This window comes from Streptomyces mayonensis, assembly GCF_018982965.1.
GTDB classification, from domain to species: Bacteria; Actinomycetota; Actinomycetes; order Streptomycetales; family Streptomycetaceae; genus Streptomyces; species Streptomyces mayonensis.
Map to the genome: position 1 here is coordinate 50,841 of NZ_JACBYP010000031.1, position 20,498 is coordinate 71,338.

General features: G+C 72.1%; 27 protein-coding genes. 19 read left to right on the forward strand and 8 right to left on the reverse strand.

Features of this window, described 5'->3' with window-relative positions; genetic code table 11:
- The first annotated feature begins 208 nt into the window (after nt 1-208).
- The 4 genes from HZS56_RS14680 (at nt 209) to HZS56_RS14695 (ending at nt 3,697) form a co-directional block, all read left to right on the forward strand.
- On the forward strand, nt 209-778 hold the full coding sequence (locus tag HZS56_RS14680) for a TetR/AcrR family transcriptional regulator (protein WP_216721164.1): 570 nt from the start codon (nt 209-211) through the stop codon (nt 776-778).
- An 87-nt stretch (nt 779-865) separates the two neighbouring features.
- Nucleotides 866-1,282 (forward strand): Dabb family protein, encoded by a 417-nt coding sequence (locus HZS56_RS14685; RefSeq protein WP_216721165.1) that lies wholly within the window; start codon nt 866-868, stop codon nt 1,280-1,282.
- A 128-nt stretch (nt 1,283-1,410) separates the two neighbouring features.
- On the forward strand, nt 1,411-3,039 hold the full coding sequence (locus HZS56_RS14690; RefSeq protein WP_216721166.1) for a sensor histidine kinase: 1,629 nt from the start codon (nt 1,411-1,413) through the stop codon (nt 3,037-3,039).
- A 4-nt stretch (nt 3,040-3,043) separates the two neighbouring features.
- Nucleotides 3,044-3,697 (forward strand): response regulator, encoded by a 654-nt coding sequence (locus HZS56_RS14695; protein WP_216721167.1) that lies wholly within the window; start codon nt 3,044-3,046, stop codon nt 3,695-3,697.
- A 45-nt stretch (nt 3,698-3,742) separates the two neighbouring features.
- Here HZS56_RS14695 and HZS56_RS14700 read toward each other — a convergent pair whose 3' ends face one another.
- Both HZS56_RS14700 and HZS56_RS14705 read right to left on the reverse strand, forming a co-directional pair.
- The gene (locus tag HZS56_RS14700; RefSeq protein WP_216721168.1) at nt 3,743-5,518 is read right to left on the reverse strand and encodes a bifunctional 3'-5' exonuclease/DNA polymerase; all 1,776 of its coding nucleotides are present in this window, start codon (nt 5,516-5,518) and stop codon (nt 3,743-3,745) included.
- A gap of 185 nt (nt 5,519-5,703) precedes the next feature.
- Complete coding sequence (locus HZS56_RS14705) at nt 5,704-6,468, reverse strand: Clp protease N-terminal domain-containing protein (RefSeq protein ID WP_216721169.1); 765 nt, start codon at nt 6,466-6,468, stop codon at nt 5,704-5,706.
- A gap of 87 nt (nt 6,469-6,555) precedes the next feature.
- On the opposite strand from HZS56_RS14705, the gene HZS56_RS14710 reads away from it, so the two are divergent.
- Nucleotides 6,556-7,716 (forward strand): DUF2786 domain-containing protein, encoded by a 1,161-nt coding sequence (locus tag HZS56_RS14710; protein WP_216721170.1) that lies wholly within the window; start codon nt 6,556-6,558, stop codon nt 7,714-7,716.
- Between the two features lie 214 nt (nt 7,717-7,930).
- Here the strand turns inward: HZS56_RS14710 and HZS56_RS14715 are convergent, their stop codons facing one another.
- The gene (locus HZS56_RS14715) at nt 7,931-8,458 is read right to left on the reverse strand and encodes a hypothetical protein (protein WP_216721171.1); all 528 of its coding nucleotides are present in this window, start codon (nt 8,456-8,458) and stop codon (nt 7,931-7,933) included.
- Between the two features lie 31 nt (nt 8,459-8,489).
- On the opposite strand from HZS56_RS14715, the gene HZS56_RS14720 reads away from it, so the two are divergent.
- Nucleotides 8,490-8,642: a hypothetical protein gene (locus HZS56_RS14720; RefSeq protein WP_216721172.1), complete on the forward strand. Its 153-nt coding sequence runs from the start codon at nt 8,490-8,492 to the stop codon at nt 8,640-8,642.
- Nucleotides 8,643-8,675: 33 nt separating this feature from the next.
- On the opposite strand, the gene rpsN is transcribed toward HZS56_RS14720, so the two are convergent.
- Together rpsN and rpmB are read right to left on the reverse strand one after the other, a co-directional pair.
- Nucleotides 8,676-8,981, reverse strand: coding sequence for a 30S ribosomal protein S14 (gene rpsN / locus HZS56_RS14725; RefSeq protein WP_216721173.1), 306 nt, complete (start codon nt 8,979-8,981; stop codon nt 8,676-8,678).
- The gene (gene rpmB, locus HZS56_RS14730; protein ID WP_216721174.1) at nt 8,981-9,217 is read right to left on the reverse strand and encodes a 50S ribosomal protein L28; all 237 of its coding nucleotides are present in this window, start codon (nt 9,215-9,217) and stop codon (nt 8,981-8,983) included. Before rpmB ends, rpsN begins: the two co-directional genes overlap by 1 nt.
- Before the next feature lie 78 nt (nt 9,218-9,295).
- On the opposite strand from rpmB, the gene rpmG reads away from it, so the two are divergent.
- The 5 genes from rpmG to HZS56_RS14755 all read left to right on the forward strand — a co-directional run bounded on the left by rpmG (nt 9,296) and on the right by HZS56_RS14755 (nt 11,841).
- Nucleotides 9,296-9,460 (forward strand): 50S ribosomal protein L33, encoded by a 165-nt coding sequence (gene rpmG, locus HZS56_RS14735; RefSeq protein ID WP_031047380.1) that lies wholly within the window; start codon nt 9,296-9,298, stop codon nt 9,458-9,460.
- Nucleotides 9,461-9,465: 5 nt separating this feature from the next.
- Nucleotides 9,466-9,726 carry a type B 50S ribosomal protein L31 gene (locus tag HZS56_RS14740; RefSeq protein ID WP_216721175.1) on the forward strand — a complete coding sequence of 87 codons (261 nt, stop codon included), beginning with the start codon at nt 9,466-9,468 and terminating at the stop codon, nt 9,724-9,726.
- Nucleotides 9,723-10,976, forward strand: coding sequence for a CobW family GTP-binding protein (locus HZS56_RS14745; protein ID WP_253914260.1), 1,254 nt, complete (start codon nt 9,723-9,725; stop codon nt 10,974-10,976). The genes HZS56_RS14740 and HZS56_RS14745 overlap by 4 nt, the downstream gene beginning before the upstream one ends.
- A gap of 3 nt (nt 10,977-10,979) precedes the next feature.
- Nucleotides 10,980-11,219, forward strand: coding sequence for a 30S ribosomal protein S18 (rpsR, locus tag HZS56_RS14750; protein WP_216721176.1), 240 nt, complete (start codon nt 10,980-10,982; stop codon nt 11,217-11,219).
- Nucleotides 11,220-11,562: 343 nt separating this feature from the next.
- Nucleotides 11,563-11,841 (forward strand): DUF397 domain-containing protein, encoded by a 279-nt coding sequence (locus tag HZS56_RS14755; protein WP_216721177.1) that lies wholly within the window; start codon nt 11,563-11,565, stop codon nt 11,839-11,841.
- 171 nt (nt 11,842-12,012) lie between these two features.
- Here HZS56_RS14755 and HZS56_RS14760 read toward each other — a convergent pair whose 3' ends face one another.
- Nucleotides 12,013-12,483, reverse strand: a complete 471-nt coding sequence (locus HZS56_RS14760) for an ATP-binding protein (protein ID WP_253914261.1) — start codon at nt 12,481-12,483, stop codon at nt 12,013-12,015.
- Between the two features lie 364 nt (nt 12,484-12,847).
- On the opposite strand from HZS56_RS14760, the gene HZS56_RS14765 reads away from it, so the two are divergent.
- The 5 genes from HZS56_RS14765 (at nt 12,848) to HZS56_RS14785 (ending at nt 17,709) form a co-directional block, all read left to right on the forward strand.
- Complete coding sequence (locus HZS56_RS14765) at nt 12,848-13,684, forward strand: Sco1979 family transcriptional regulator (RefSeq protein ID WP_507227379.1); 837 nt, start codon at nt 12,848-12,850, stop codon at nt 13,682-13,684.
- Nucleotides 13,685-13,780: 96 nt separating this feature from the next.
- Nucleotides 13,781-15,241: an aldehyde dehydrogenase family protein gene (locus HZS56_RS14770; RefSeq protein WP_216721179.1), complete on the forward strand. Its 1,461-nt coding sequence runs from the start codon at nt 13,781-13,783 to the stop codon at nt 15,239-15,241.
- A 32-nt stretch (nt 15,242-15,273) separates the two neighbouring features.
- Nucleotides 15,274-15,915, forward strand: coding sequence for a PadR family transcriptional regulator (locus HZS56_RS14775; protein WP_216721180.1), 642 nt, complete (start codon nt 15,274-15,276; stop codon nt 15,913-15,915).
- Nucleotides 15,916-16,000: 85 nt separating this feature from the next.
- The gene (locus HZS56_RS14780) at nt 16,001-16,942 is read left to right on the forward strand and encodes an ATP-binding cassette domain-containing protein (RefSeq protein WP_216721181.1); all 942 of its coding nucleotides are present in this window, start codon (nt 16,001-16,003) and stop codon (nt 16,940-16,942) included.
- Between the two features lie 38 nt (nt 16,943-16,980).
- A complete protein-coding gene (locus HZS56_RS14785) occupies nt 16,981-17,709 on the forward strand; it encodes an ABC transporter permease (protein WP_216721195.1) in 729 nt (242 codons plus the stop codon).
- On the opposite strand, the gene HZS56_RS14790 is transcribed toward HZS56_RS14785, so the two are convergent.
- The gene (locus HZS56_RS14790) at nt 17,699-17,995 is read right to left on the reverse strand and encodes a hypothetical protein (protein ID WP_216721182.1); all 297 of its coding nucleotides are present in this window, start codon (nt 17,993-17,995) and stop codon (nt 17,699-17,701) included. The two genes, HZS56_RS14785 and HZS56_RS14790, sit on opposite strands and share 11 nt — an antisense overlap.
- Before the next feature lie 115 nt (nt 17,996-18,110).
- Between HZS56_RS14790 and HZS56_RS14795 the strand changes: the two genes are divergently transcribed.
- The 3 genes from HZS56_RS14795 to HZS56_RS14805 all read left to right on the forward strand — a co-directional run bounded on the left by HZS56_RS14795 (nt 18,111) and on the right by HZS56_RS14805 (nt 19,410).
- Nucleotides 18,111-18,905, forward strand: coding sequence for a helix-turn-helix domain-containing protein (locus tag HZS56_RS14795; protein ID WP_216721183.1), 795 nt, complete (start codon nt 18,111-18,113; stop codon nt 18,903-18,905).
- Entirely contained in the window at nt 18,898-19,119 is a 222-nt protein-coding gene (locus tag HZS56_RS14800; protein ID WP_216721184.1) for a DUF397 domain-containing protein, read from the forward strand. The genes HZS56_RS14795 and HZS56_RS14800 overlap by 8 nt, the downstream gene beginning before the upstream one ends.
- A 69-nt stretch (nt 19,120-19,188) precedes the next feature.
- Complete coding sequence (locus HZS56_RS14805; RefSeq protein WP_216721185.1) at nt 19,189-19,410, forward strand: DUF397 domain-containing protein; 222 nt, start codon at nt 19,189-19,191, stop codon at nt 19,408-19,410.
- 22 nt (nt 19,411-19,432) lie between these two features.
- Here HZS56_RS14805 and HZS56_RS14810 read toward each other — a convergent pair whose 3' ends face one another.
- Entirely contained in the window at nt 19,433-20,272 is an 840-nt protein-coding gene (locus HZS56_RS14810) for a CPBP family intramembrane glutamic endopeptidase (RefSeq protein ID WP_216721186.1), read from the reverse strand.
- Nucleotides 20,273-20,498: the final 226 nt, after the last annotated feature.

Sequence of the window (20,498 nt, forward strand, 5' to 3'; positions counted from 1 at the left end):
TACGCACGGATCGAACCTACTGCGTACGGCAGGCCGTACGCAGTGCCTTCCCGGAGCCTTCAACAGCCGTACCCATGGGCGGACACCCCCGGACCGACTCCCCGGACCGACTCCCCGGACCGGCCACCCGGACCGGCCACCCGGACCGGGACGCCTCGCCGACCGGTACAGGCTTGACGCCCAAGAGTGTGAGTGGTTTATTACTCACATGGCGAATCCCGCGTCGCAACGACAGCTCTCGACCGCCGACGAACGTCGGAGGACGGTCCTCGAAACGGCGGTCGGCGCCTTCGCCGACCGGGGCTACTTCGGCACCACGACCACGGACGTGGCGAACCGGGCCGGCATCTCGCAGGCGTACGTCTACCGGCTCTTCCCCGGTAAGGAAGCGCTGTTCGTGGCAGTGGTGGAGCACTGCTTCGTCCGGATCCGGGAGAGTCTCGGGGACGGGGTCGCCGCAGCCGCGGGGAGCTCGCCGCAGGACGTCCTGGACGCGATGGGTGATGCCTACGCCCGGCTCATCTCCGACCGCGACCTGCTGCTGCTCCAGCTGCACGCGCAGTGCGCGGCCGCGGCGGAGCCGGTGATCCGGGAGGCGGTGCGCACCGGTTACGCGCGCCTGGTCGAGTACGTGCGGGGCGTCTCCGGTGCGCCGGAGGCCGACGTCCAGCGCTTCTTCGCGGTGGGCATGCTCTGCCACCTCGTCGTCGCCACGGGCGCGCACGAGGTCGACGCCCCGTGGGCGCGGACGCTGTCCGACAGGATCCGTCACCACTGAGAGGACGGCCCCGCCCGGCGGGGCTTCTTTTCGGCCCAAAGAGTGAGTGGTCAACCACTCATAACGATCCTATGTAGGAGTACTCCGATGATCCATCACTGCATCCGCTTCAGCTTCAAGCCGGGCACCGCGCCGCACGAGCTCGAAGCGGCCCTCGACAGTCTGCGCAACCAGGGCGACGTCATCCCCTCCGTGCGGTCCTACCTCGTCGGCCGCGACCACGGCGGTGCCTACGAGTGGGGTGCGACCTTCCAGATCGACGATCTCGACGGGTACTGGGAGTACCTCGTCCACCCGGCCCACCGGCACACCGACGAGATCGGGCTGCCACTGGTCGACAGGTTCGTCTCGTTCGACATCACGGACGACCTCGACCCCGGGGCGGGGGAGAGGATCGCCGAACTGCACCAGCGCCGCTACGACGCCGACCCCGGGCTGACCGACCTGGTCTCCGCCCTCGACGCGTACGAGGGGAGCGCCGCACCGGGGCCCCACGGAGCCTGACCCGGCGTTCCGCGTCGCTGTGCCGATCGGACCGGGGGTGTGGCCGGTCGGCCGACGCGGGCCGTGGGTGCCGGTGCCTAGCGTTGTCCCGTGACAGCTGAGTCGGTCGGGCGGATAGCGTTCCAGGGATGGGTATGAGTCAGGTCTCCGACGGCACGCGCGCGCCGCGGCCGTCCGTGCGGGTGCGGCGGGCGCTGGCCGGTGCGCCGCGGTGGGTGCGGCGCGAGGCGGCCGCCGTGTGGGCCGATGCGCGCGGTGCCGACCGCCGCACCGTCGTCGTCGAGGCGATCCTCATGGCCCTCACGGCCGCCTTCGGGCTGGTGCCGCTGGTGCTGGTGGTGGTCGAACCGGTGCATCCGGCACTGGCGGTACTGGAAGCGCTGTGTGCGGCGCTGCTCGTTCCCGCCCGCCGTGGCCGGCCGTTCCTCGCGGTGCTGGGTTGCTCCCTGCTGATGCTGGGGGCCAACGCGTGGACGCTGGCGGCGACGCCGCTGATCATCATGTCCGCGACCCGGCGCATCGCACCGACGCGGCGTGCCTGGCAGGTCGTCGGTGCGGCCTGCGTGGTGATCGGAGTGCTGGGCGTTTTCGTCGTCCCGTACCCGGAGGACAGCGTCGCGCTCCAGCTGACCGGCATCGTGGCCACCCTGGTGCTGCTCCTGGTGCTCCCCGCGCTGGCCGGCACGCTGCTGGGGCAGCGGAGGCCGCTGGTCAGCCTGTTGCGTGAGCGCAACGCCTACCTGGAACAGGCGCGCACGCTCACCGTGGAGGCGGCCCGGCGGGAGGAACGGAACCGGATCGCGGGCGAGATGCACGACCTGTTGGGCCACCGGCTGAGCCTGATCTCCGTGCACGCCGGGGCACTGGAGATGGCGGCCGCGCGCAAGGCGCCCGAACTCACCGGGCAGAGCGAGCTGCTGCGCACGACCGCCGGTACGGCCATGGAGGAACTGCGCGAGATCCTCGGCGTCCTGCGCCACTCCGACCTGAACGCCCCGGTGGACGACCGGCCCGGGGACGAGCGGGGGACGCGGGAGGACATCGCGGCTCTGGTGACGGAGTCGCGGCGGGCGGGCAGCCCCGTCGAGCTGGACTGGTCCGTGCCCGACTCGGAGGAGGTCGGGCCGCGGGCCCGCCAGGCCATTCACCGGGTGGTCCGCGAAGGGCTGACCAACGTGCTCAAACACGCCTCCGGGGCGCCCACCTGGGTCCAGGTCAGGAGCACGGGCGGCGCGATCGAGGTGTCCGTCACCAACGCTCCGCCGCCCTCGGCCGGCCCCTCGAAGGGCGGGAGCCGGAGCGGGCTGGCCGGCTGCCAGGAGCGGATCACCCTGCTCGGCGGCACGTTCGAGGCGGGCGCCCTGGTCAACGGCGGCTTCCGGATGGCCGCCCAACTGCCCGCGCAGGTACACCGGCTCCACGAGGGGCAGGGGCACCGGCCTCAGGAGGGGCGGGGGCACCGGCCTCAGGAGAGCACCGTGCCGGGCGCCGCCGCCCGGATGCCGGCCTCCCCGGTCGTTCCTTCTCCGGTCCCGGCCTCCTCGGCCCCTGTCCCGGCCTCTTCGGTTCCGCCTTCCCCGGTCCCGGCCGCCGGGAGTCCGTCCGTCCGGGCCGGGCGAGCGGGGGCCCGTGCCCCGCTGCCGGACGAGATACTCACCTGGCCGCGCGTCCTCGGTTCGGGCTGTGCGGCAGTCCTCGTGGTGCTGCCCACGGTGGGATTCCTCGTCGGACTGCTGATATTCGCGGTTCTAAGATGAGGTGATGATCCGAGTCCTGATCGCCGACGACGAGGCGCTGATGCGTGCGGGGATCCGCCTCATCCTGGAGAACGCCGAGGACATCGAGGTGGTCGCCGAGGCGGGTGACGGCAGGGAGGCCGCCGCCGCCTGCCGTGCGCAGGAGGTCGATGTCGCCCTGGTCGACGTCCAGATGCCGGTCAGGGACGGTATCGCCGCCGCCGAGGACATCTCCCGGCTCTCGCCGCGCACCTGTGTCGTGATGCTGACGGCCTTCGGGCAGGACGCGCACGTGACGCGTGCCCTGCGGGCCGGGGCGAGCGGCTTCCTCCTCAAGGACACCGGGCCCGCCGACCTGATCCGCGCCGTCCAGCTCGCCGCGAAGGGCGAGCCGGTGCTGGCCCCCCGGATCACCCGGCAGCTGCTGGACCAGCACGTACGGTCCGGCCGGGAGACCGAGGCCGCCCAGCGCCGGGTCGACGAGCTGACCCCGGCCGAACGCGACGTCCTGCGGCTGCTCGGCACCGGTCTGTCCAACGTGGAGATCGCCGACGAGCTGTACCTGAGCGCCGGGACGGTCAAGGCGCACATCAGCCGCATCCTCACCCGCACCGGCTGCGCCAACCGGGTTCAGGCCGCCGTCCTCGCCCACGACGCAGGGCTGCTCGGCGAGCGGTGACCAGCGAGGGGCGGTCGACGAACGTCGGAACTCGCCGCCCGCCGGTCACTTCGCGTCCCCGTAGCACTCCACCACCGCCGTGGTGAACGGGAACCGCACCGGTGTCGGGCCGAACGTCAGCCGCCCCGCCAGCTCGGCCGCCTCCCGGATCGCGGTGACGACGGTGGCCGCCTCCTCCTCGGGACAGTGCACGATCACCTCGTCGTGCTGGAAGAAGACCAGCTCGGCCGCCAGGTCCGCGCAGCTCCGCCGCAGCGCCGCGAGCAGCAGCAGCGCCCAGTCGGCGGCACTGCCCTGGACGACGAAGTTGCGGGCGAAACGCCCCCGCGCGCGGGAGTTGGTGGATGCGTACCCCGGTGTCCACTCCTGGGACTCCCCGGGAGAGCCCGCGAAGCCGGCGGAGCCCGCAGCACCGGACTCCCCCGAAGCACCGGAGGCGCCGGACGTACCGGACGCACCGAACGCACCGGAAGGGAGGCCGTCCTGCGGCAGCCCGGCCTCCTCTCCGTCGTCGGTCGCGCCGGACGCGGGCGGGCAGGTCCGCCCGAGCCAGGTCCGTACGAGCCGCCCCTCCTCACCCGCGCGGGCCGCGTCGTCGACGTACGCCACCGCCGCCGGGAAGCGGCGCCGGAGCGCGGCGAGGTTCTTGAGGCCGTCACCGGAGGTCTGCCCGTACACCGCGCCGAGCACGGCGAGTTTGGCCTGGGCGCGGTCCCCCGAGAAGGCCCGGTCGGACACCGACTGGTAGAGGTCGGTCTCCCGGCCGGCCACCTCCATCAGCCCCGGGTCGCGGGAGATCGCGGCCAGCACGCGCGGCTCCATCTGGTCGGCGTCGGCGACGACCAGCCGCCAGCCCGGGTCGGCGACGACGGCCCGCCGGATCACCTTGGGGATCTGCAGCCCGCCCCCGCCGTTGGTGACCCAGCGCCCGGTGACGGTGCCGCCCGCCAGGAACTCGGGGCGGAACCGTCCGTCGCGCACCCAGTCCTGGAGCCAGGACCAGCCGTGGGCGACCCAGATCCGGTACAGCTTCTTGTACTCGAGCAGCGGTTCGACGGCCGGGTGGTCGACGGACTCCAGCTCCCAGCGCCGGGTGGAGGCCACCTTCACCCCGGCCTGCCCGAAGGCCCTGACCACGTCGGCGGGCAGGTCGGGCCGGACCCGGCGGCCGAAGGCGGCGGACACCTCGTCGGCCAGCTCGGCCAGGCGGCGCGGCTCGCCCCCGCCCGCGTACCGCTCGCCGAGCAGGTCGTGCAGGACCTCGCGGTGCACGTCGGCCCGCCAGGGCAGCCCCGCGCGGTTCATCTCCGCGGCCACCAGCGTCCCCGCCGACTCGGCCGCCGTCAGCAGCCGCATCCGGTCCGGGTGCGCGCAGAGGCTGTGGCGGCGCTGCTGCTCGGCGTAGACGGCGAGCAGGTCGGGCAGCGGGAGGTGGACGGCGCGGGGCTCGAACAGCGAGGACTGGGCGCCCGGTTCGGCGGAGCGCTGCGGCGGGTCGGGCGGCACGGGGCCGCCGCGCAGCCGGGCCAGGGCGGCCGCGGCCGAGCGCGGCTCCCCGTACCGCCCCTCGTGGCCGAGCAGGAGGGTCTCGGCGGTCTCCACGTCGTAGCACCGCTCCACTCGCACCCCCGCGGCGAGCAGGCGCGGCGCGATCTCGGCGGTGGACCGCCAGACCCAGCGCGCGACGTCCGGTCTGCTCCGCACGGCCTCGGCAGGGTCGGCCTCGCGCCGGACGGGTCCGGCGGGCAGCCCGTCGGGGCCGAGGGGGGCGACGTCCACGCCTGAGTCCTCGGCCACGGCGAGCACCCACCGGTCGGCCATGACGCGAGTCTCGCACCAGGGTCTGACATCGATGCTGATACCCGGGTTCCGGCGGCCGTGCCTCGGGAGGGGGCGGGGGCTGACTGACGCAACACCCCCCCCGCCCTCCGGGCTCGGCCCACCCGACCCCGGGCGGCCCAGGGCCGTCCCTCCGCCCGGAGAACCCCTCCCTCAGTCGCTCCCCTTCAGTCGCTCCCCTTCTCCTGGGCGGCCTGGTTCGCCCGGGTGACCTGGACGAACTGCGCCAGCGCCTCGGTGATGTAGCGCTCGGCGGCCTCCTTGCCGAGGCCGAGTCCGCTCAGTACGCCCTCGCCGTGCTCGTGCTCCAGCAGGGCGAGCAGCAGGTGCTCGGTGCCGATGTAGTTGTGGCCGAGGCGCAGGGCCTCGCGGAAGGTGAGGTCGAGGACCTTCTTGGCGGCCGGCGCGTAGGGCACCGGCTCCGGTACCTCCGCGGCGGCCGGCGGAAGGGCCGCGATCGCCGCCTCGCGGATCGCGTCCATGGTGACGCCCTGCGCGGCGATCGCTTTGGCGGAGAGGCTCTCCGTCTCGGTGATCAGGCCGAGGACCAGGTGCTCGGGCAGGCCCTCGGTGTTCCCCGCGGTCTTGGCGGCGTTCTGGGCGGCCATGACGGCGTTGCGCGCGCGGGGCGTGTAGCGGCTGGAGCCCTGGCTCGTGTCCAGGTCGGCCGACTCCTTGGGCACGAAGCGCTTCTGCGCTGCCTGCCGGGTGACGCCCATGCTCTTGCCGATGTCCGTCCAGGACGCGCCCGAACGCCGGGCCTGGTCCACGAAGTGGCCGATGAGGTGGTCGGCCACCTCACCGAGGTGCTCTCCGGCGATGACGGCGTCCTGGAGCTGTTCGAGCGGCTCCCCGTGCGCCTTCTTGATCGCGGAGATGAGTTCGTCGAGTCGTACGGATACGGATGACGTGGTGCTCGGGTTCGTCGTCATGTGTCAACCGTAGGTTGCGCCTTCCGGACTGTCAACCGATGGTTGACAGTCCCGTACCTCGTTCCCGTTCGTGGCACCATCGCTGGCGTGAGTACGTCCCGCACCGTCGACCGCGCCTTCGAGGCCGCCCTCTACACCACCGCCGACGACGCCCTCGACACCGCGGCCTCGCTGCTCGCGGCCGATCCGGCGGCCGACGCGGAGCTGGCCCGGCGCGGTGAGGAGTTCGTGGCCGCGGCCTGGCGGCGCGACTGGCAGCCCGCCGACCTCGTACGGATCGTGCGCCGCGAACTGGACGCCGTGCACGTCCGGTTGGCGGCCGCGCTGATCCGCGCCCGGGCGCCGCACGACCGGCCGCGCGGCCCCCGCTGGGCGGCCCAGCTCGACGCCCTGCCCGACGAGGCGCCGCCGCCCCGCACCGACCGCTTCTCGCACGCCACCGCCGTACTGGAGCTGTACCGCCTGCTGCTGCGCCTGCCCGCCCTGGAGCCCCTGTCGGCGGAAGGAGCAGCGGAAGGGGCAGGGGAGGCGGCCGGCCGGGGCCGGGAGGGGAGGCCGGAGTCCCGGGCCCTCGCCCGCATCCGCGCGCTGCTCGCCAAGGCGGAGGCGACCGGGTACCCCGAGGAGGCGGAGGCGCTGAGCGCCAAGGCGCAGGAGCTGATGGCCCGGCACAGTGTCGACGAGGCGCTGCTGTCGGCGCACGCGCCCTTGCCCGACGCCCCGGGCGCCTGCCGGATCGGGGTCGACCCGCCCTACGAGCAGGCCAAGGCGGTACTGCTGGACGCGGTCGCGGACGCCAACCACTGCCGCGCGGTGTGGAACGAGCCGCTCGGCTTCTCCACGGTCGTCGGTTTCGAGGCCGACCTGGAGGCGGTCGAACTCCTCTACACCTCCCTGCTCGTGCAGGCCGAGGCGGCGATGACGAAGGCCGAGGCGGCCCAGCGGGCCGGTGGGCGCGGGCGCACCAGGACCTTCCGCCAGTCGTTCCTCGCCGCGTACGCGCACCGCGCGGGGACCCGGTTGCGGGCGGCGGCGGAGGCGGCCACCGCCGACAGCGGTTCCGCGCCGGACGTGGACCTGCTGCCGGTCCTCGCCTCGCGTGAGGTCGCGGTCACCGAGCGGCTGGAGCGCATGTTCCCGGAGACGACCACGACCCGGCTGCGCGGTGTGAGCGACGCGGCCGGCTGGACGGAGGGCACCCGCGCCGCCGACCACGCCCGGGTCGGCCGCCGCCGGCCACTGGCATAGCGCGGCCGGGGCGGTTCCACGCCCCGCTCGTGGTCTCCCGTACCGGTGGCGGTCTCCCATGCCGTTGGGGGGTTGCCCGTCCCGGCCGCCGTTGCCCGTCCCGGTGGCGGTTCCCTGTCCCGGCCGCGGTTCCACGGCCTGCTCGCAGTTGCCCGTCCCGCTCGCAGTTCCCCGTCCCGGTGGCGGTTGCCCGTCCCGGTCGCGGTTCCGGCCGTCAGGACCCGAGGCCCTCCGTCGGCAGCCCCGGCGGCAGAGAGCCGCCCTCGGACCTCGTGAACGTCTCCTCGCCGAGGCCGCCCTCCCAGGTCACCGTGAGCGAGGTGCCGTCGACCGACGCGACCTCACCCGTCGCCCGGTCGTCGCTGCCGTCCGTGCACTTGAGGCGGATCGTCGTCCCGGCACCGGAGTTCCCGGTGCCCGAGCCCCCACCGGCGGTTCCGCTGCACACGGTGCCGCCGGTGGCGAACAGGCCCGCCGTGTCGCCGGTGACGATCAGGGCGACGGCCTGGCCGTCGGTGGTCGCCAGCCAGCTGCCCTCCAGCCCGTCCCCGGCGGACGGCGACCCGCCGGTGTCGCCCCCCGGGTCGGTGCCGCCCTCGGACGCGCCGGGCGCCGCCGACGACGTGTCACCGCCGCCCGAGCCGCCGCCGCCCGAGCCGCCGTCGCCGGAGCCTCCGTCGTCGGTGCACGCGGTCAGCGCCAGGGCGCCCGCCAGGCCGAGTGCGACGGCCACCGCCCGCACGGAACGCCGTCCGCGCGGGTCCCGTCGGCCCGTGGCCCGTCGGCCCGTGCCCCGGCCGGGTGCGGTGCCCGGACCCGCAGGACCCCCACCCGTCACGTTCACCGTGCTCACCGTGCTCGCCATGCCCACCGTGCTCGCCGTACTCTCCGCAGTCACCCACGTCACCGGAAGCTCCAAGCAGTAGCCGGACGGCCGTTCGGCCCCGAACAGCCGCAAACTACCAGGACGATTTGCGGACCCCCGGCAGATGCCCGGCGTGCGCCTGCTCGCGCAGGTTCACCCGGGACAGGCCGAAGACGCCGAAGTATCCGCGCGGGCGTCCGTCGATCTGGTCGCGGTTGCGCACCCGCGTGGCGCTCGCGTCGCGCGGCTGCCTGCGCAGTTCCCGCTGGGCGGCGAGCCGTTCGGCCTCCGTCGAGGACGGGCGGCGGACGATCTCCTTCAGCTCGGCCCGGCGCGCCGCGTACCGGGCGACGGTCCGCTGCCGCTGTTCGTTCTTCGCGATCTTGCTCTTCTTCGCCATCAGATCTTCACCCCCCGGGCACGGATGCGGGCCACGGCCGCCTCCACGCCGATGGTGTCGACGGTCTTGATCCCCTTGGCGCTCAGCCGCAGCCGCACGTGCCGCCCCTCGCCGGGCAGCCAGTAGCGCTTGGTCTGGATGTTGGGGTCGAAGCGGCGCGAAGTGCGCCGGTGGGAGTGGGAGATGCGGTTGCCGAAGCCGGGCTGGGCGCCGGTCAGCATGCAGTGGGCGGACATGGGTGATGTACCTCTCCTTCAGGCCGAACGCTCGGGGGCGCGGGTGTTAATGGAATTCATTTTCAGTAAGATAGCAGCATGGCACGCAACGAACTCCGTCCGGTCATCAAACTCCGGTCCACCGCCGGGACCGGCTTCACCTACGTCACCCGCAAGAACCGGCGCAACGACCCGGACCGGCTGGTCCTGCGCAAGTACGACCCGGTGATCGGCCGGCACGTCGACTTCCGAGAGGAGCGCTGACCGTCATGCGCAAGGGCATCCACCCCGAGTACCGCCCGGTCGTCTTCCGCGACCGCGCCGCGAACTACGCGTTCCTGACCCGCTCGACCATGACCAGCGAGCGCACGATCGAGTGGGAGGACGGCCGCACCTACCCGGTCGTCGACGTCGAGATCTCGAACGTCAGCCACCCCTTCTACACCGGCACCGCCCGCGTCCTGGACACCGCCGGACGCGTGGAGCGCTTCGAGCGCCGGTACGGGACCGGGAAGGGCGGCGGGGCATGAGCGCGGCGGACGGCCCCCAGCAGTCCGGGCCGGACCACCGGCAGTCCGGGCCGGGCCGCCCCGAGCTGCCGGTGGTGATCGTCGGCGGGCTGCACGCCGAGGCCCGCCGGGCGGCCGTGGCGCGGCTGCTGGCCGACGTACCCGGCAGCGTCGTCCTCCACCACGACCTGGCGACGGCCGCCGCGGGCACGGTCGTACGGACCGTGCGGGACGCCACCGGCATCCTCTCCGCCGGTGAGGCACCCCTGGTCAACGACTGCGCGTGCTGCGCCCTGCGCGAGGACCTCGTCCCGGAGCTGGTCCGGCTCGCCGACGCCGGGGGCACCCCGCTGGCGGTCGTCGAACTGTGGGACTCCGTCGAACCCAAGGCCATGGCGGAGGTGGTGACGGCCGGCGGCTTCACCGTCACCGGTGTGATCACCGCCGTCGACCCGGCCCTCGTGCTGCCCTACCTCGGCAACGGCGACGACCTCGCCGAGGGCGGCCTCGCCGCCGCGGCCACCGACCAGCGCACCGTCGCCGACACCTTCGCGCGCCAGCTGGAGTACGCGCCCGTCCTCGCCCTCGCCGAGAACCTCCCCGGTTCCCCGGAGGCCGACGACGAGGACCGCGAGCTGCTCGCCCAGCTGCACCCGACGGCCCGCCGGGTCCCGATCGGCCACGGGAACCCGGCGGGCGCTCCCCTCGCGGACCCCGCGTCCGCCGCTCCGGTCTCCGAACTGGCGCGGGCCGCGCTCGCCGGCTTCGACGTGGAGGCCGCGGCCGCCGCCCAGCACCCGGCCTGCGCCCTGCTGCCCGCCGAGGCCGACGCGCACGGCGTCGCCACCCTGGTCTGGCACCGCCGCCGCCCCTTCCACCCGGAGCGGCTGTACGCGGCACTGGAGGACCTGACCTGCGCCGCCGCCCGCAGCCGGGGCCGGTTCTGGCTCGCCGGCAAGGGGGACACGCTGCTGCACTGGGACGCCGCCGGGGGAGCCCTGTGCGTGGAGGGCGCCGGGCCGTGGCTGGCCTCGCTGCCCGACGCGGCCTGGGAGCTGGTGCCGCCCGTGCGCCGTGCCGCCGCGGCGCTGGACTGGGACCCCGAGCACGGCGACCGCTGCCAGCACCTGGTCTTCACGTCGCCGGGCCTGGACCGCGACGGTCTGGAGCGGCTCCTGGAGTCCTGCCTGCTGACCGACGCCGAGTACGCCGCGGGACAGGCCGCCTGGGAACTGCTGCCGCCCGCCTTCGACACCCTCCTGGAGGTCTGATCCATGTCCCTGCCCCGCAAGAACGTGCGCAAGCCCGCCCGGCAGCGCCCCAATCCGCTGGACCGGGACGGAGTGACGTACATCGACTACAAGGACACCGACCTGCTGCGGAAGTTCATCTCCGACCGCGGCAAGATCCGCAGCCGCCGCGTCACCCGCGTGACGGCCCAGCAGCAGCGGCAGCTGGCCAGGGCGATCAAGAACGCCCGCGAGATGGCGCTGCTGCCGTACTCCACCCGCTGACCGCCGTACGCACACCGAGGGGCCCGCTCCTGCGACCTGCGAGCGGGCCCCTCAGTGCTGTCCCGGTGCCGCTCCGCGCTGTCGCAAGTTGTTGCATATTCTTCAAATTCGGGGGCACATGCGGGAACGAGTTTCCTGAGCCCGGCGTCAAACAGAACAGGGCTCGGTAAAGCGGTCGTCAACGCTGTAACCGCAGGAACACCGCACGTGCACGTGCATATGCTCATGCATCTGCACGTGAACAGGGTTATGATCCGGATCGGTTGACCACTGCATCTACTGCATCTACTGCATCTATTGCACCGACGGCCTCATCGGCCGGTGCATCACCGGGGAGCGACCTGTGGATCACGACGTGTACGACGTGTACGCCGCTGACGACGCGTCCGGGGCGTACAACGGCATGGCCGCCACGCAGTTGCACGACGTGGCCTGGCAGAAGAGCCGGCACAGCAACTCGCAGGGGTCCTGCGTGGAGTTCGCGAGGCTGCCCGACGGCGCGGTGGCGGTGCGCAACTCCCGCTTCCCGGACGGTCCCGCCCTCGTCTACACGCGCGCCGAGATCGAGGCCATGCTGCTGGGCGTCAAGGACGGAGAGTTCGACCACCTGATCGCGAGCTGACGCCGCGCGCGGCCACCCCGCCCCACGGCCGGCCGGCACCTTTCTGCCGCCGGCGCCTTCTCCGGCTGCTGCCCTCTGCGCCTGCTGCCTTCTCCGGCTGATGTCCTCTGCGGCTGCTGCTCTCTACGGCTGCTGCTCTCTACGGCTGCTGCTCTCTACGGCTGCTGCTCTCTACGGCTTGAGCCGGAACAGCGCCCAGACCACCTTGCCGTCGAGGGCCCCGGCGAGCGGGTGCCAGCCCCAGCTGTCGCTGAAGGACTCGACGAGGAACAGACCGCGGCCCGACTCCGCCGAGCAGTCGTCCGTCTCACGGGCCACCGGGCTGTCGTGGCTGGGGTCGCGCACCGCGCACACCAACCGCTCGGTCCAGCGCATCAGGTGCAGCCGGACAGGGCCGTTCAGGTCCTGGTCCCGCGGGGCGTCGGCGGGCAGCGCGTGCCGCAGCGCGTTGGTGACCAGCTCGGAGACGACCAGGCAGACGTCGTCGAAGCGGTCGCCGGTGTCCCAGCCCTCCAGGGTTCTGCGGGTGAACCTCCGGGCCTCGCGCACCGCTTCGTAACGGGCCGGCAGGGCGCAGGAGGCGGCGTTCGACACGGAGGCGGGGTCGAGCGGCGGAAGGCCCTGCCGTAACGGCTCGAGCATGGTCGATCCATTCGTCCCCATGCGAGGCACTCCCGGAATTCGCGGTCGTAGCGATGCGGCGCGGTGGTGCGGGACCATGGTTTCGGAAGCGCACCGCAGATGCAAGGGCAGATGCACGTGCACGTGACCGGAATGAGCCTGCCCGTACCGCTTGTTGGGCAATTTTTCCGTCATCTTCGTCTCCGGTTCACTTTCATCGGTGACCGGTTTCGATGCACTCCGTGTGTGATCGTGAGCGTTTCCTTTGGCTCGATTCCGTTTCCGTAACCGGACGAGTACTGCTCGGAGTGTTTTAGTGGCAGACTTCAACCCCTGAAGACGGTTGGGGAGGCTGGCGAACGTGAGCGCGGGAGAGCCGGGATCGGTGGTGCGGCGCATGCTGCTCGGATCACAACTCAGGCGGCTGCGTGAGACGCGGGGGATCACGCGGGAGGCCGCGGGCTACTCGATCCGCGCCTCGGAGTCGAAGATCAGCCGGATGGAGCTGGGCCGGGTGAGCTTCAAGACGAGAGACGTCGAAGACCTGTTGACGCTGTACGGCATCACGGACGAGCAGGAGCGGACCTCCCTGCTCGGCCTCGCCAGGGAGGCCAACGTGGCGGGCTGGTGGCACAGTTACTCCGACGTGCTGCCCAGCTGGTTCCCGACCTACGTCGGCCTGGAGGGCGCCGCCTCGCTGATCCGGGTCTACGAGGTGCAGTTCGTGCACGGCCTCCTGCAGACCGAGGAGTACGCCCACGCGGTCGTCCGGCGCGGAATGAAGGGCGCCGACCAGGCGGACGTCGAGCGCCGGGTGGCGCTGCGCCTTGAGCGGCAGAAGCACCTCGTCGCGGAGAACGCCCCGCAGTTCCACATCGTGCTCGACGAGGCCGCCCTGCGCCGCCCGTATGGCGACCGCGAGGTGATGCGCGGGCAGCTGCAGCACCTCATCGACATGTCCGAACGGCCCAACGTACGGCTGCAGATCATGCCGTTCGGCTTCGGCGGGCACTCCGGCGAGAGTGGCGCGTTCACGATCCTCAGCTTCCCCGAGTCCGACCTGTCGGACGTCGTCTACCTGGAGCAGCTCACCAGCGCGCTGTACCTCGACAAGCCCGAGGACGTCACCCAGTACGAGACGGCGCTGAAGGAACTCCAGCAGGACAGCCCGGGTCCGGACGAGAGCCGGGACCTTCTGCGTGGACTGCTTCAACTCTCATAAAACGTCAGTACGATGACGTCACATCAGTCGGTCGGCCCGGGCCGCGGCTGCGACAGCTGGGCAGCTATGGGGCAGCCAAGGGGATTGAGGGTTCTCATGTCGTCGTACTTCACCGACCTCGCGCAGCAGTACATCGACGGTGAGTGGCGGCCGGGCACCGGATCCTGGGACATCATCGACTTCAACCCGTACGACAACGAGAAGCTCGCCTCGATCACCATAGCCACCGCCGACGAGGTCGACGCCGCCTACCGGGCCGCGGAGCGCGCGCAGAAGCAGTGGGCCGCGACGAACCCGTACACGCGCCGCGCGGTGTTCGAGAAGGCCCTGCGCCTGGTGGAGGAGCGCGAGCAGGAGATCAGCGAGGCGCTCGTCGCCGAGCTGGGCGGCACCCGCCTGAAGGCCGCCTTCGAACTGCACCTCGCCAAGGAGTTCCTGCGCGAGGCGGCCCACCTGGCGCTGCGCACCGGGGGCCGGATCGTCCCCTCGCCGGTCGACGGCAAGGAGAACCGCGTCTACCGGTTGCCGATCGGCGTCGTGGGCGTCATAAGCCCCTTCAACTTCCCCTTCCTCCTCTCCCTGAAGTCGGTCGCCCCCGCCCTCGCCCTGGGCAACGGCGTCGTCCTCAAGCCGCACCAGAGCACGCCGATCGTCGGCGGCACGCTGGTCGCGAGGATCTTCGAGGACGCCGGACTGCCGGGCGGGCTGTTCAACGTCGTGGTCACCGACATCGCGGAGATCGGCGACGCCTTCATCGAGCACCCGGTCCCCAAGGTGATCTCCTTCACCGGTTCCGACCGGGTCGGCCGTCACGTGGCCACGGTCTGCGCGGCGAACTTCAAGCGCTCGGTCCTCGAACTCGGCGGCAACAGCGCGCTGGTGGTCCTCGACGACGCCGACGTCGACTACGCGGTCGACGCGGCGGTCTTCAGCCGGTACGTCCACCAGGGCCAGGTCTGCATGGCCGCCAACCGCGTACTGGTGGACCGCGCGGTGGCCGACGAGTTCACCGAGAAGTTCGTCGCCAAGGTGAAGACCCTCAAGGCCGGCGACCCGCGCGACCCGTCGACCGTCATCGGCCCGGTGATCAACTCCTCGCAGGCCGACGCGCTCTCCGGCGTCGTCGAGCAGGCTCTCGCCGAGGGCGCGACCGCCCTGGTGCACGGCTCGGTCACCGACAACCTGGTCGAGCCCTCGGTCCTCACCGGCCTGCCCGCCGACTCCCCGCTGCTGAAGCAGGAGGTCTTCGGCCCGGTCGCCTTCCTCGTCCCCTTCGACGGCGAGGAGGAGGCCGTGCGCCTCGTCAACGACACGCCGTACGGGCTCAGCGGCGCCGTGCACACGGCCGACATCGAGCGGGGCGTCGCGTTCGCCAGGCGGATCGACACGGGCATGTTTCACGTCAACGACGGCACGGTGCACGACGAGCCCATCGTCCCCTTCGGCGGCGAGAAGCACTCCGGCCTCGGCCGCCTCAACGGCGAGACGATGCTGGACGCCTTCACCACCCAGAAGTGGATCTCGGTCCAGCACGGCCGCACCGCCTTCCCGTTCTAGCCGTACCGGTCCCGGGTCCTAGGCTGGACCCCATGTCAGCGATCCGTCTTCTCGTGCTCGGCGCCGTGCGCCAGCACGGGCGGGCCCACGGGTACCAGGTGCGCAACGACCTGGAGTACTGGGGCGCGCACGAGTGGTCCAACGCCAAGCCCGGCTCGATCTACCACGCGCTGAAGCAGATGGCGAAACAGGGGCTGCTGCTCGCCCACGAGATGGCGCCGTCCACGGCGGGCGGCCCGCCCCGCGTCGAGTACGAGATCACCGAGCAGGGCACCGAGGAGTACCTCACCCTGCTCCGCGCCTATCTCACCGCCTACGACCAGCGTCCGGACGTGCTCACCGCCGCGCTCGGCTTCATGGTCGACCTCCCGCGCGAGGAGGCCCTGGCGCTCCTTGAGGAGCGGGTGCGGAAGATCGAGGAGTGGCGGGCCTCCGTCACCGAGTACTACATGCCGGCCGAGGGGCCCGGCCAGTACGGGCACATCGGCGAGATCATGAACCACTGGGTCCACTCGGCCGACTCGGGCGCCGAGTGGACCCGCGGCCTGATCGAACGCGTCCGGGCCGGCGCGTACACCTTCGCGGGCGAGGGCGATCCGTTCGTCGCGGTGCTGGCGGAGGGCGAGGAGAACCCGTTCGCCCAGGGACGCCCGCACTACGGGGAAGCCCGCTAATCAATTTTGACGAATCGAGAAGAGGGGCGTACCTTCGTGGACCTGGTAGTCAAATTTATCTAATGGGCTGACGAGGGGAGCGGCAGTGGCCGACACGGCGATCACCGTCGAAGGCGCACGCAAGAGGTACGGCGGCAAGAACGCGCTGGACGGGCTCGACCTGACCGTCACGCGCGGCACGGTCCACGGCGTACTGGGCCCGAACGGCGCAGGCAAGACGACCCTGGTCAGGATCCTCTCCACGCTCCTGCGCCCCGACGCCGGCCGCGTCGAGGTCGCGGGCCACGACGTCGTCGCCGAGGCGTACGCGGTACGGCTGCGCATCGGCCTGCTCGGGCAGCACGCGGCGCTCGACGAGGAGCTGGGCGGCCGGCAGAACCTGGAGATGTTCGGCCGCCTGCACCACCTGGGCGCCCGGCGGGCCCGCGCGCGTGCCGGTGAACTCCTGGACCGCTTCGGCCTCACCGACACCGGACGCAAGCCGGTCAGCGCCTACAGCGGAGGCATGCGGCGGCGCCTGGACCTGGCCGCGTCCCTCATCACGGAACCCGAGGTGCTCTTCCTGGACGAACCGACCACGGGCCTCGACCCGCGCGGCCGCGCCGAGGTGTGGGAGTCGGTCCGCTCCCTGGCCGGCGCCGGTACGACCGTCCTGCTGACCACGCAGTACCTGGAGGAGGCCGACCAGCTCGCCGACCGCATCTCCGTCGTCGACGCGGGCCGGGTCGTCGCCGACGGCACCGCCGACGAACTCAAGGCCGCCACCGGCGGCGACCGCGTGGACGTCGTCCTGCGCGACGCCGGCCGGCTGGACGCCGCACGCGCCCTGCTGCCCCTCACCGGCGTCCGCGTCGACGCCGACCGCCGGCTGCTCAGCGCCCCGGTCACCGACCGGATGGCGGCGCTCTCCGGCGTCGTACGGGCGCTGGAGGAGGCCGGCATCGAGGCGGAGGACGTGGCTCTGCGCCGCCCGACCCTGGACGAGGTGTTCCTGCACCTCACCGACCGCACGAAGGAGCCCGCGTGAGCACCCCCGTGACGTACGCCCTGTCCGACTCCTGGACCATGACTCGCCGCGAACTGGCCCGCTGGGCGCGGCAGCCGGTGACGGTCGTCGTCGGCCTGGTCTTCCCCGTGATGCTGCTGCTGATGTTCGGCTACCTGGTCGGCGGCGGCCGGGGCATCAGCGGCGAGTACGTCGACTACCTCGTCCCCGGCATGCTCGCGCTCACCATGGCCTTCGGCCTGGAGGGCACCATGATCGCCGTCACCCAGGACCTCAACAAGGGTGTGGTCGACCGCTTCCGCTCCCTCCCGATGACCAACGGCGCGGTCCTCGTGGGCCGTTCCGCCGCCGACATGCTCCAGTCGGCGATCGGCCTCGCCGTGCTCATCGGCGTCGGCCACGCGCTCGGCTGGCGCACGCACGGCGGCCCCGGCGCCTTCCTCGCCGCCCTCGGCCTGCTCCTCCTCTTCCGCTTCGCCATGCTCTGGGTCGGCATCTTCCTGGCCCTGGTGGCGGGCAAGCCCGAGCTGGTCCAGGCGGTGCAGATCCTGGTGTGGCCGGTCGGCTTCCTCTCCAACGCCTTCGCCACGCCCGACTCCATGCCGGGCTGGCTGGGCACGGTCGTCCAGTGGAACCCGATGTCCCAGACCGCCACCGCCGTCCGCGACCTCTTCGGCGGCCCCGGCGGCGAGTCCGGCCACGTGTGGGCGGCGGTGCTCTGGCCGCTGGCCCTGCTCGCGGTCTTCTTCCCGCTGGCAGTGACGAGGTTCGCACGCCTCAGCCGGTGAGGGTGAGCAGCCGGGCGCCTCGGCTCTCCGCGACCCGCCGCACGTCGGCCAGGGCCTCGCTCATGCGGGCGAGCAGGTACCGGAGCTGCTCGGAGGTCACGTGCGGGTCCCCGAGCATGTCGGCCGCGTGGTCCAGCAGGTCGCCGGCCATGCCGAGTTGCATGCTCTCGACGGTGTCGGCGACCCGGGAGAGCGGACCGCTGCCGTCGGTCAGGAGGTAGCAGGGCTTGCCTTCGGGTCCGGCCCAGGGCAGCAGGCGGGCGGGCGTGGGGGCGTGGTGGGTCATGCGGTCATTCCCCTGAGTGGAGTGGGCGAGAACGACATACAGACTGAAAGGGCCCGCATTAGGCTCGCCAGGGGGTTCGCGGTGACCGCGCATGTGTCACGGAGGAGTCGATCCATTGGGCACCATCTACGGCGACTGGCTCAAGGAACAGCGGGAGGCCTCCGGCCTGACCCAGCAGCAACTGGCCGACGCGGCGATCATGACCCGGACACACATCGCCCACATCGAGGCGGGCCGCCGGGTGCCGTCGAAGGAGGACGCCCGGCGCCTGGACAACGCGCTGGGCACGGGGAACGTGCTGAGCCGGTTCCTGCCGGGCGAGGACGCGGCGGTCGCCGACTACTTCGAAGCGGCGCGGCTGCTCGAACAACAGGCGGTGATGATCCGGGAGTTCGCCGTCTCCTTCGTGCCGGGCATCCTGCAGACGGAAAGGTACGCGCGTGCGGTTCTGAGCACGTCCTTCCCTCCAGTGAGTGAAGAGGAACGTGACAGGCACGTTGTCACCCGCCTTGAGCGGGCCAAGATCCTTGACGATCCGGTGACGCCCGTAGTCTGGGCGCTGCTGGACGAGGCGGTGCTACGGCGGATCGTGGGTTGCCCGGAGATCATGGCGGAGCAGATTACGCATCTGGTGCGACTGACGGAGAGACGCCGCGTACGCGTGCACGTGGTCCCCTACAAGGTCGGCGCCTATCAGCTGCTCCAGGGCTTGGTCACGCTGATGTCTTTCGAGGATCAACCGCCGTTGGCCTACTCAGAGGGCGCCCAAGTGGGCAGAGTGCACGACTCGCCGTCTGTGGTCACTCGCCTTCAGGGCGCCTACGATCTGGCACTGAGCGACGCGCTGTCGCTCAAGGAGTCCGTTGCCATGATGCAGGCGATCGCGAAGGAGTACGGACGTTGTGACTGAGTCCCTCATAGCGGACGGTGCGCTGCCGAGCGGTTGGCGGAAGTCGTCGCACAGCGGCCCTGAGGCCGGAAGCTGCCTCGAAGTGCTGGACAACCACCCCCTGGGAGTTCCCGTCCGCGACTCGAAGAATCCCCACGGCCCCGCAGTGATCGTTCCCGCCCCGGCCTGGGCGGTGTTCGTCACGGCGGTCGGAAACGGCGGCCTCCCCTCCTGACCGGGCCCGCCCCCCACCACGGCCTTGCGCCTCAGGTCTCGTAGCGATACCCACGAAGGGAATCCCGCCATGACCGACCGAATCGTTCCGGACTCCGCCGAGCTGAGCGGCTGGCGCAAGTCTTCCCACAGCAACAGCGAGGCAGGCAGCTGCCTCGAAGTCCTCGACGGGCACCGCCACGGCGTCCCCGTGCGCGACTCCAAGAACCCCCACGGACCCGCCGTGATCGTCCCGGCATCTGCCTGGGCCGTGTTCGTCACGGGGGTCCGGAGGGGCCGGTTCCTGACCTGACCGGTCGGTGGGCGCCGCGGGCTCAGCGCTCCCCGCGGCGCATCGGCACCAGGTTGCCGCGGCGGTGGGCCGCGACGAGCATCGGGGTCGCGATCAGCAGGCTGACGACGACCGGCACGATCGACGCCTCCAGGCCGAAGTCTCCGCCGGTCACCAGGTCGGGGCCGGTCGGGGTGGTGGTCATCAGGCCCTCCGAGGCGTGGCCGGAGACGGGGATGCCGATCAGGCCCAGCGTGGTGTTCCACGCGAAGTGCAGGCCCACGGCGAACCAGAGGCTGCGCTTCCACAGGAACGCGGCACCGAGCAGAACGCCGGCCTCGACGGCGATCGCGGCCGAACTCCACAGCGTGGCGTCCGGGTTGGCCAGGTGCAGTCCGCCGAACAGCACCGCGGTGATCGCCAGAGCCGCCCAGCTGCCCCACAGCTTCTCCAGCGCCTGGAGGGCGAGGCCGCGGAAGATCAGCTCCTCGGTCACGGCGGCGCCGAGCTGCATCGCGGCCATGCTCGCCACGATCGACAGGCCGTTGCCGGGCCGTTCCTCGAACGAGAACTCGGTGAGGAGCATGAGCATGGACACGGTGATGAACCCGAAGCCGATCACGGTACCCGACAACGCCTGGGTCACGGCCCCCGGCCCCGCGATCTCCGGCATGCTCCGCCGGGCGACCCAGCGCATGACCGCCCAGTAGACGGCGACCGCCACGGCCGCCCCCACGACGGCGACCACCCCGCCCGCCGAGGCCAGCCCGGAAGCCAGACCCACACCCACGATCCCGGTCAGCATCCAGACGAGGGGAGACTGGAGGAAGCGGCCGCCCTCCCGGCGTGCGGGCCGGGGCGGCGCGGTGCGAGTCGTGCTCATGGTGACCTCCGTACGGCATGGGCCGCGTGCCTTCCGGCGGCCTGCCGAGAACGCTATGCAGGCGGTGGCGTTCCCGAGTCACCCCCGAGTGGACAGTCCCGGTGGCTCCCGCGGGGGACCCGGGGCGCCGGACGCCGCGAGGGGCGGGCTCCGTCCACGGAGCGGCACCCGGCGGAATATCCGGGCTTGCACCTCACGTCGCGTGAGGGGGCAGCGTGGAGGGCGT

What these genes read in the sequence shown, in the direction of transcription:
- HZS56_RS14680 (WP_216721164.1), top strand. Translation starts at nt 209, where the DNA reads ATGGCGAATCCCGCGTCGCAACGACAGCTCTCGACCGCCGACGAACGT.
- HZS56_RS14685 (WP_216721165.1), top strand. Translation starts at nt 866, where the DNA reads ATGATCCATCACTGCATCCGCTTCAGCTTCAAGCCGGGCACCGCGCCG.
- HZS56_RS14690 (WP_216721166.1), top strand. Translation starts at nt 1,411, where the DNA reads ATGGGTATGAGTCAGGTCTCCGACGGCACGCGCGCGCCGCGGCCGTCC.
- HZS56_RS14695 (WP_216721167.1), top strand. Translation starts at nt 3,044, where the DNA reads ATGATCCGAGTCCTGATCGCCGACGACGAGGCGCTGATGCGTGCGGGG.
- HZS56_RS14700 (WP_216721168.1), bottom strand. Translation starts at nt 5,518, where the DNA reads ATGGCCGACCGGTGGGTGCTCGCCGTGGCCGAGGACTCAGGCGTGGAC.
- HZS56_RS14705 (WP_216721169.1), bottom strand. Translation starts at nt 6,468, where the DNA reads ATGACGACGAACCCGAGCACCACGTCATCCGTATCCGTACGACTCGAC.
- rpsN (WP_216721173.1), bottom strand. Translation starts at nt 8,981, where the DNA reads ATGGCGAAGAAGAGCAAGATCGCGAAGAACGAACAGCGGCAGCGGACC.
- rpmB (WP_216721174.1), bottom strand. Translation starts at nt 9,217, where the DNA reads ATGTCCGCCCACTGCATGCTGACCGGCGCCCAGCCCGGCTTCGGCAAC.
- rpmG (WP_031047380.1), top strand. Translation starts at nt 9,296, where the DNA reads ATGGCACGCAACGAACTCCGTCCGGTCATCAAACTCCGGTCCACCGCC.
- HZS56_RS14740 (WP_216721175.1), top strand. Translation starts at nt 9,466, where the DNA reads ATGCGCAAGGGCATCCACCCCGAGTACCGCCCGGTCGTCTTCCGCGAC.
- HZS56_RS14745 (WP_253914260.1), top strand. Translation starts at nt 9,723, where the DNA reads ATGAGCGCGGCGGACGGCCCCCAGCAGTCCGGGCCGGACCACCGGCAG.
- rpsR (WP_216721176.1), top strand. Translation starts at nt 10,980, where the DNA reads ATGTCCCTGCCCCGCAAGAACGTGCGCAAGCCCGCCCGGCAGCGCCCC.
- HZS56_RS14760 (WP_253914261.1), bottom strand. Translation starts at nt 12,483, where the DNA reads ATGCTCGAGCCGTTACGGCAGGGCCTTCCGCCGCTCGACCCCGCCTCC.
- HZS56_RS14770 (WP_216721179.1), top strand. Translation starts at nt 13,781, where the DNA reads ATGTCGTCGTACTTCACCGACCTCGCGCAGCAGTACATCGACGGTGAG.
- HZS56_RS14775 (WP_216721180.1), top strand. Translation starts at nt 15,274, where the DNA reads ATGTCAGCGATCCGTCTTCTCGTGCTCGGCGCCGTGCGCCAGCACGGG.
- HZS56_RS14785 (WP_216721195.1), top strand. Translation starts at nt 16,981, where the DNA reads ATGACTCGCCGCGAACTGGCCCGCTGGGCGCGGCAGCCGGTGACGGTC.
- HZS56_RS14790 (WP_216721182.1), bottom strand. Translation starts at nt 17,995, where the DNA reads ATGACCCACCACGCCCCCACGCCCGCCCGCCTGCTGCCCTGGGCCGGA.
- HZS56_RS14805 (WP_216721185.1), top strand. Translation starts at nt 19,189, where the DNA reads ATGACCGACCGAATCGTTCCGGACTCCGCCGAGCTGAGCGGCTGGCGC.
- HZS56_RS14810 (WP_216721186.1), bottom strand. Translation starts at nt 20,272, where the DNA reads ATGAGCACGACTCGCACCGCGCCGCCCCGGCCCGCACGCCGGGAGGGC.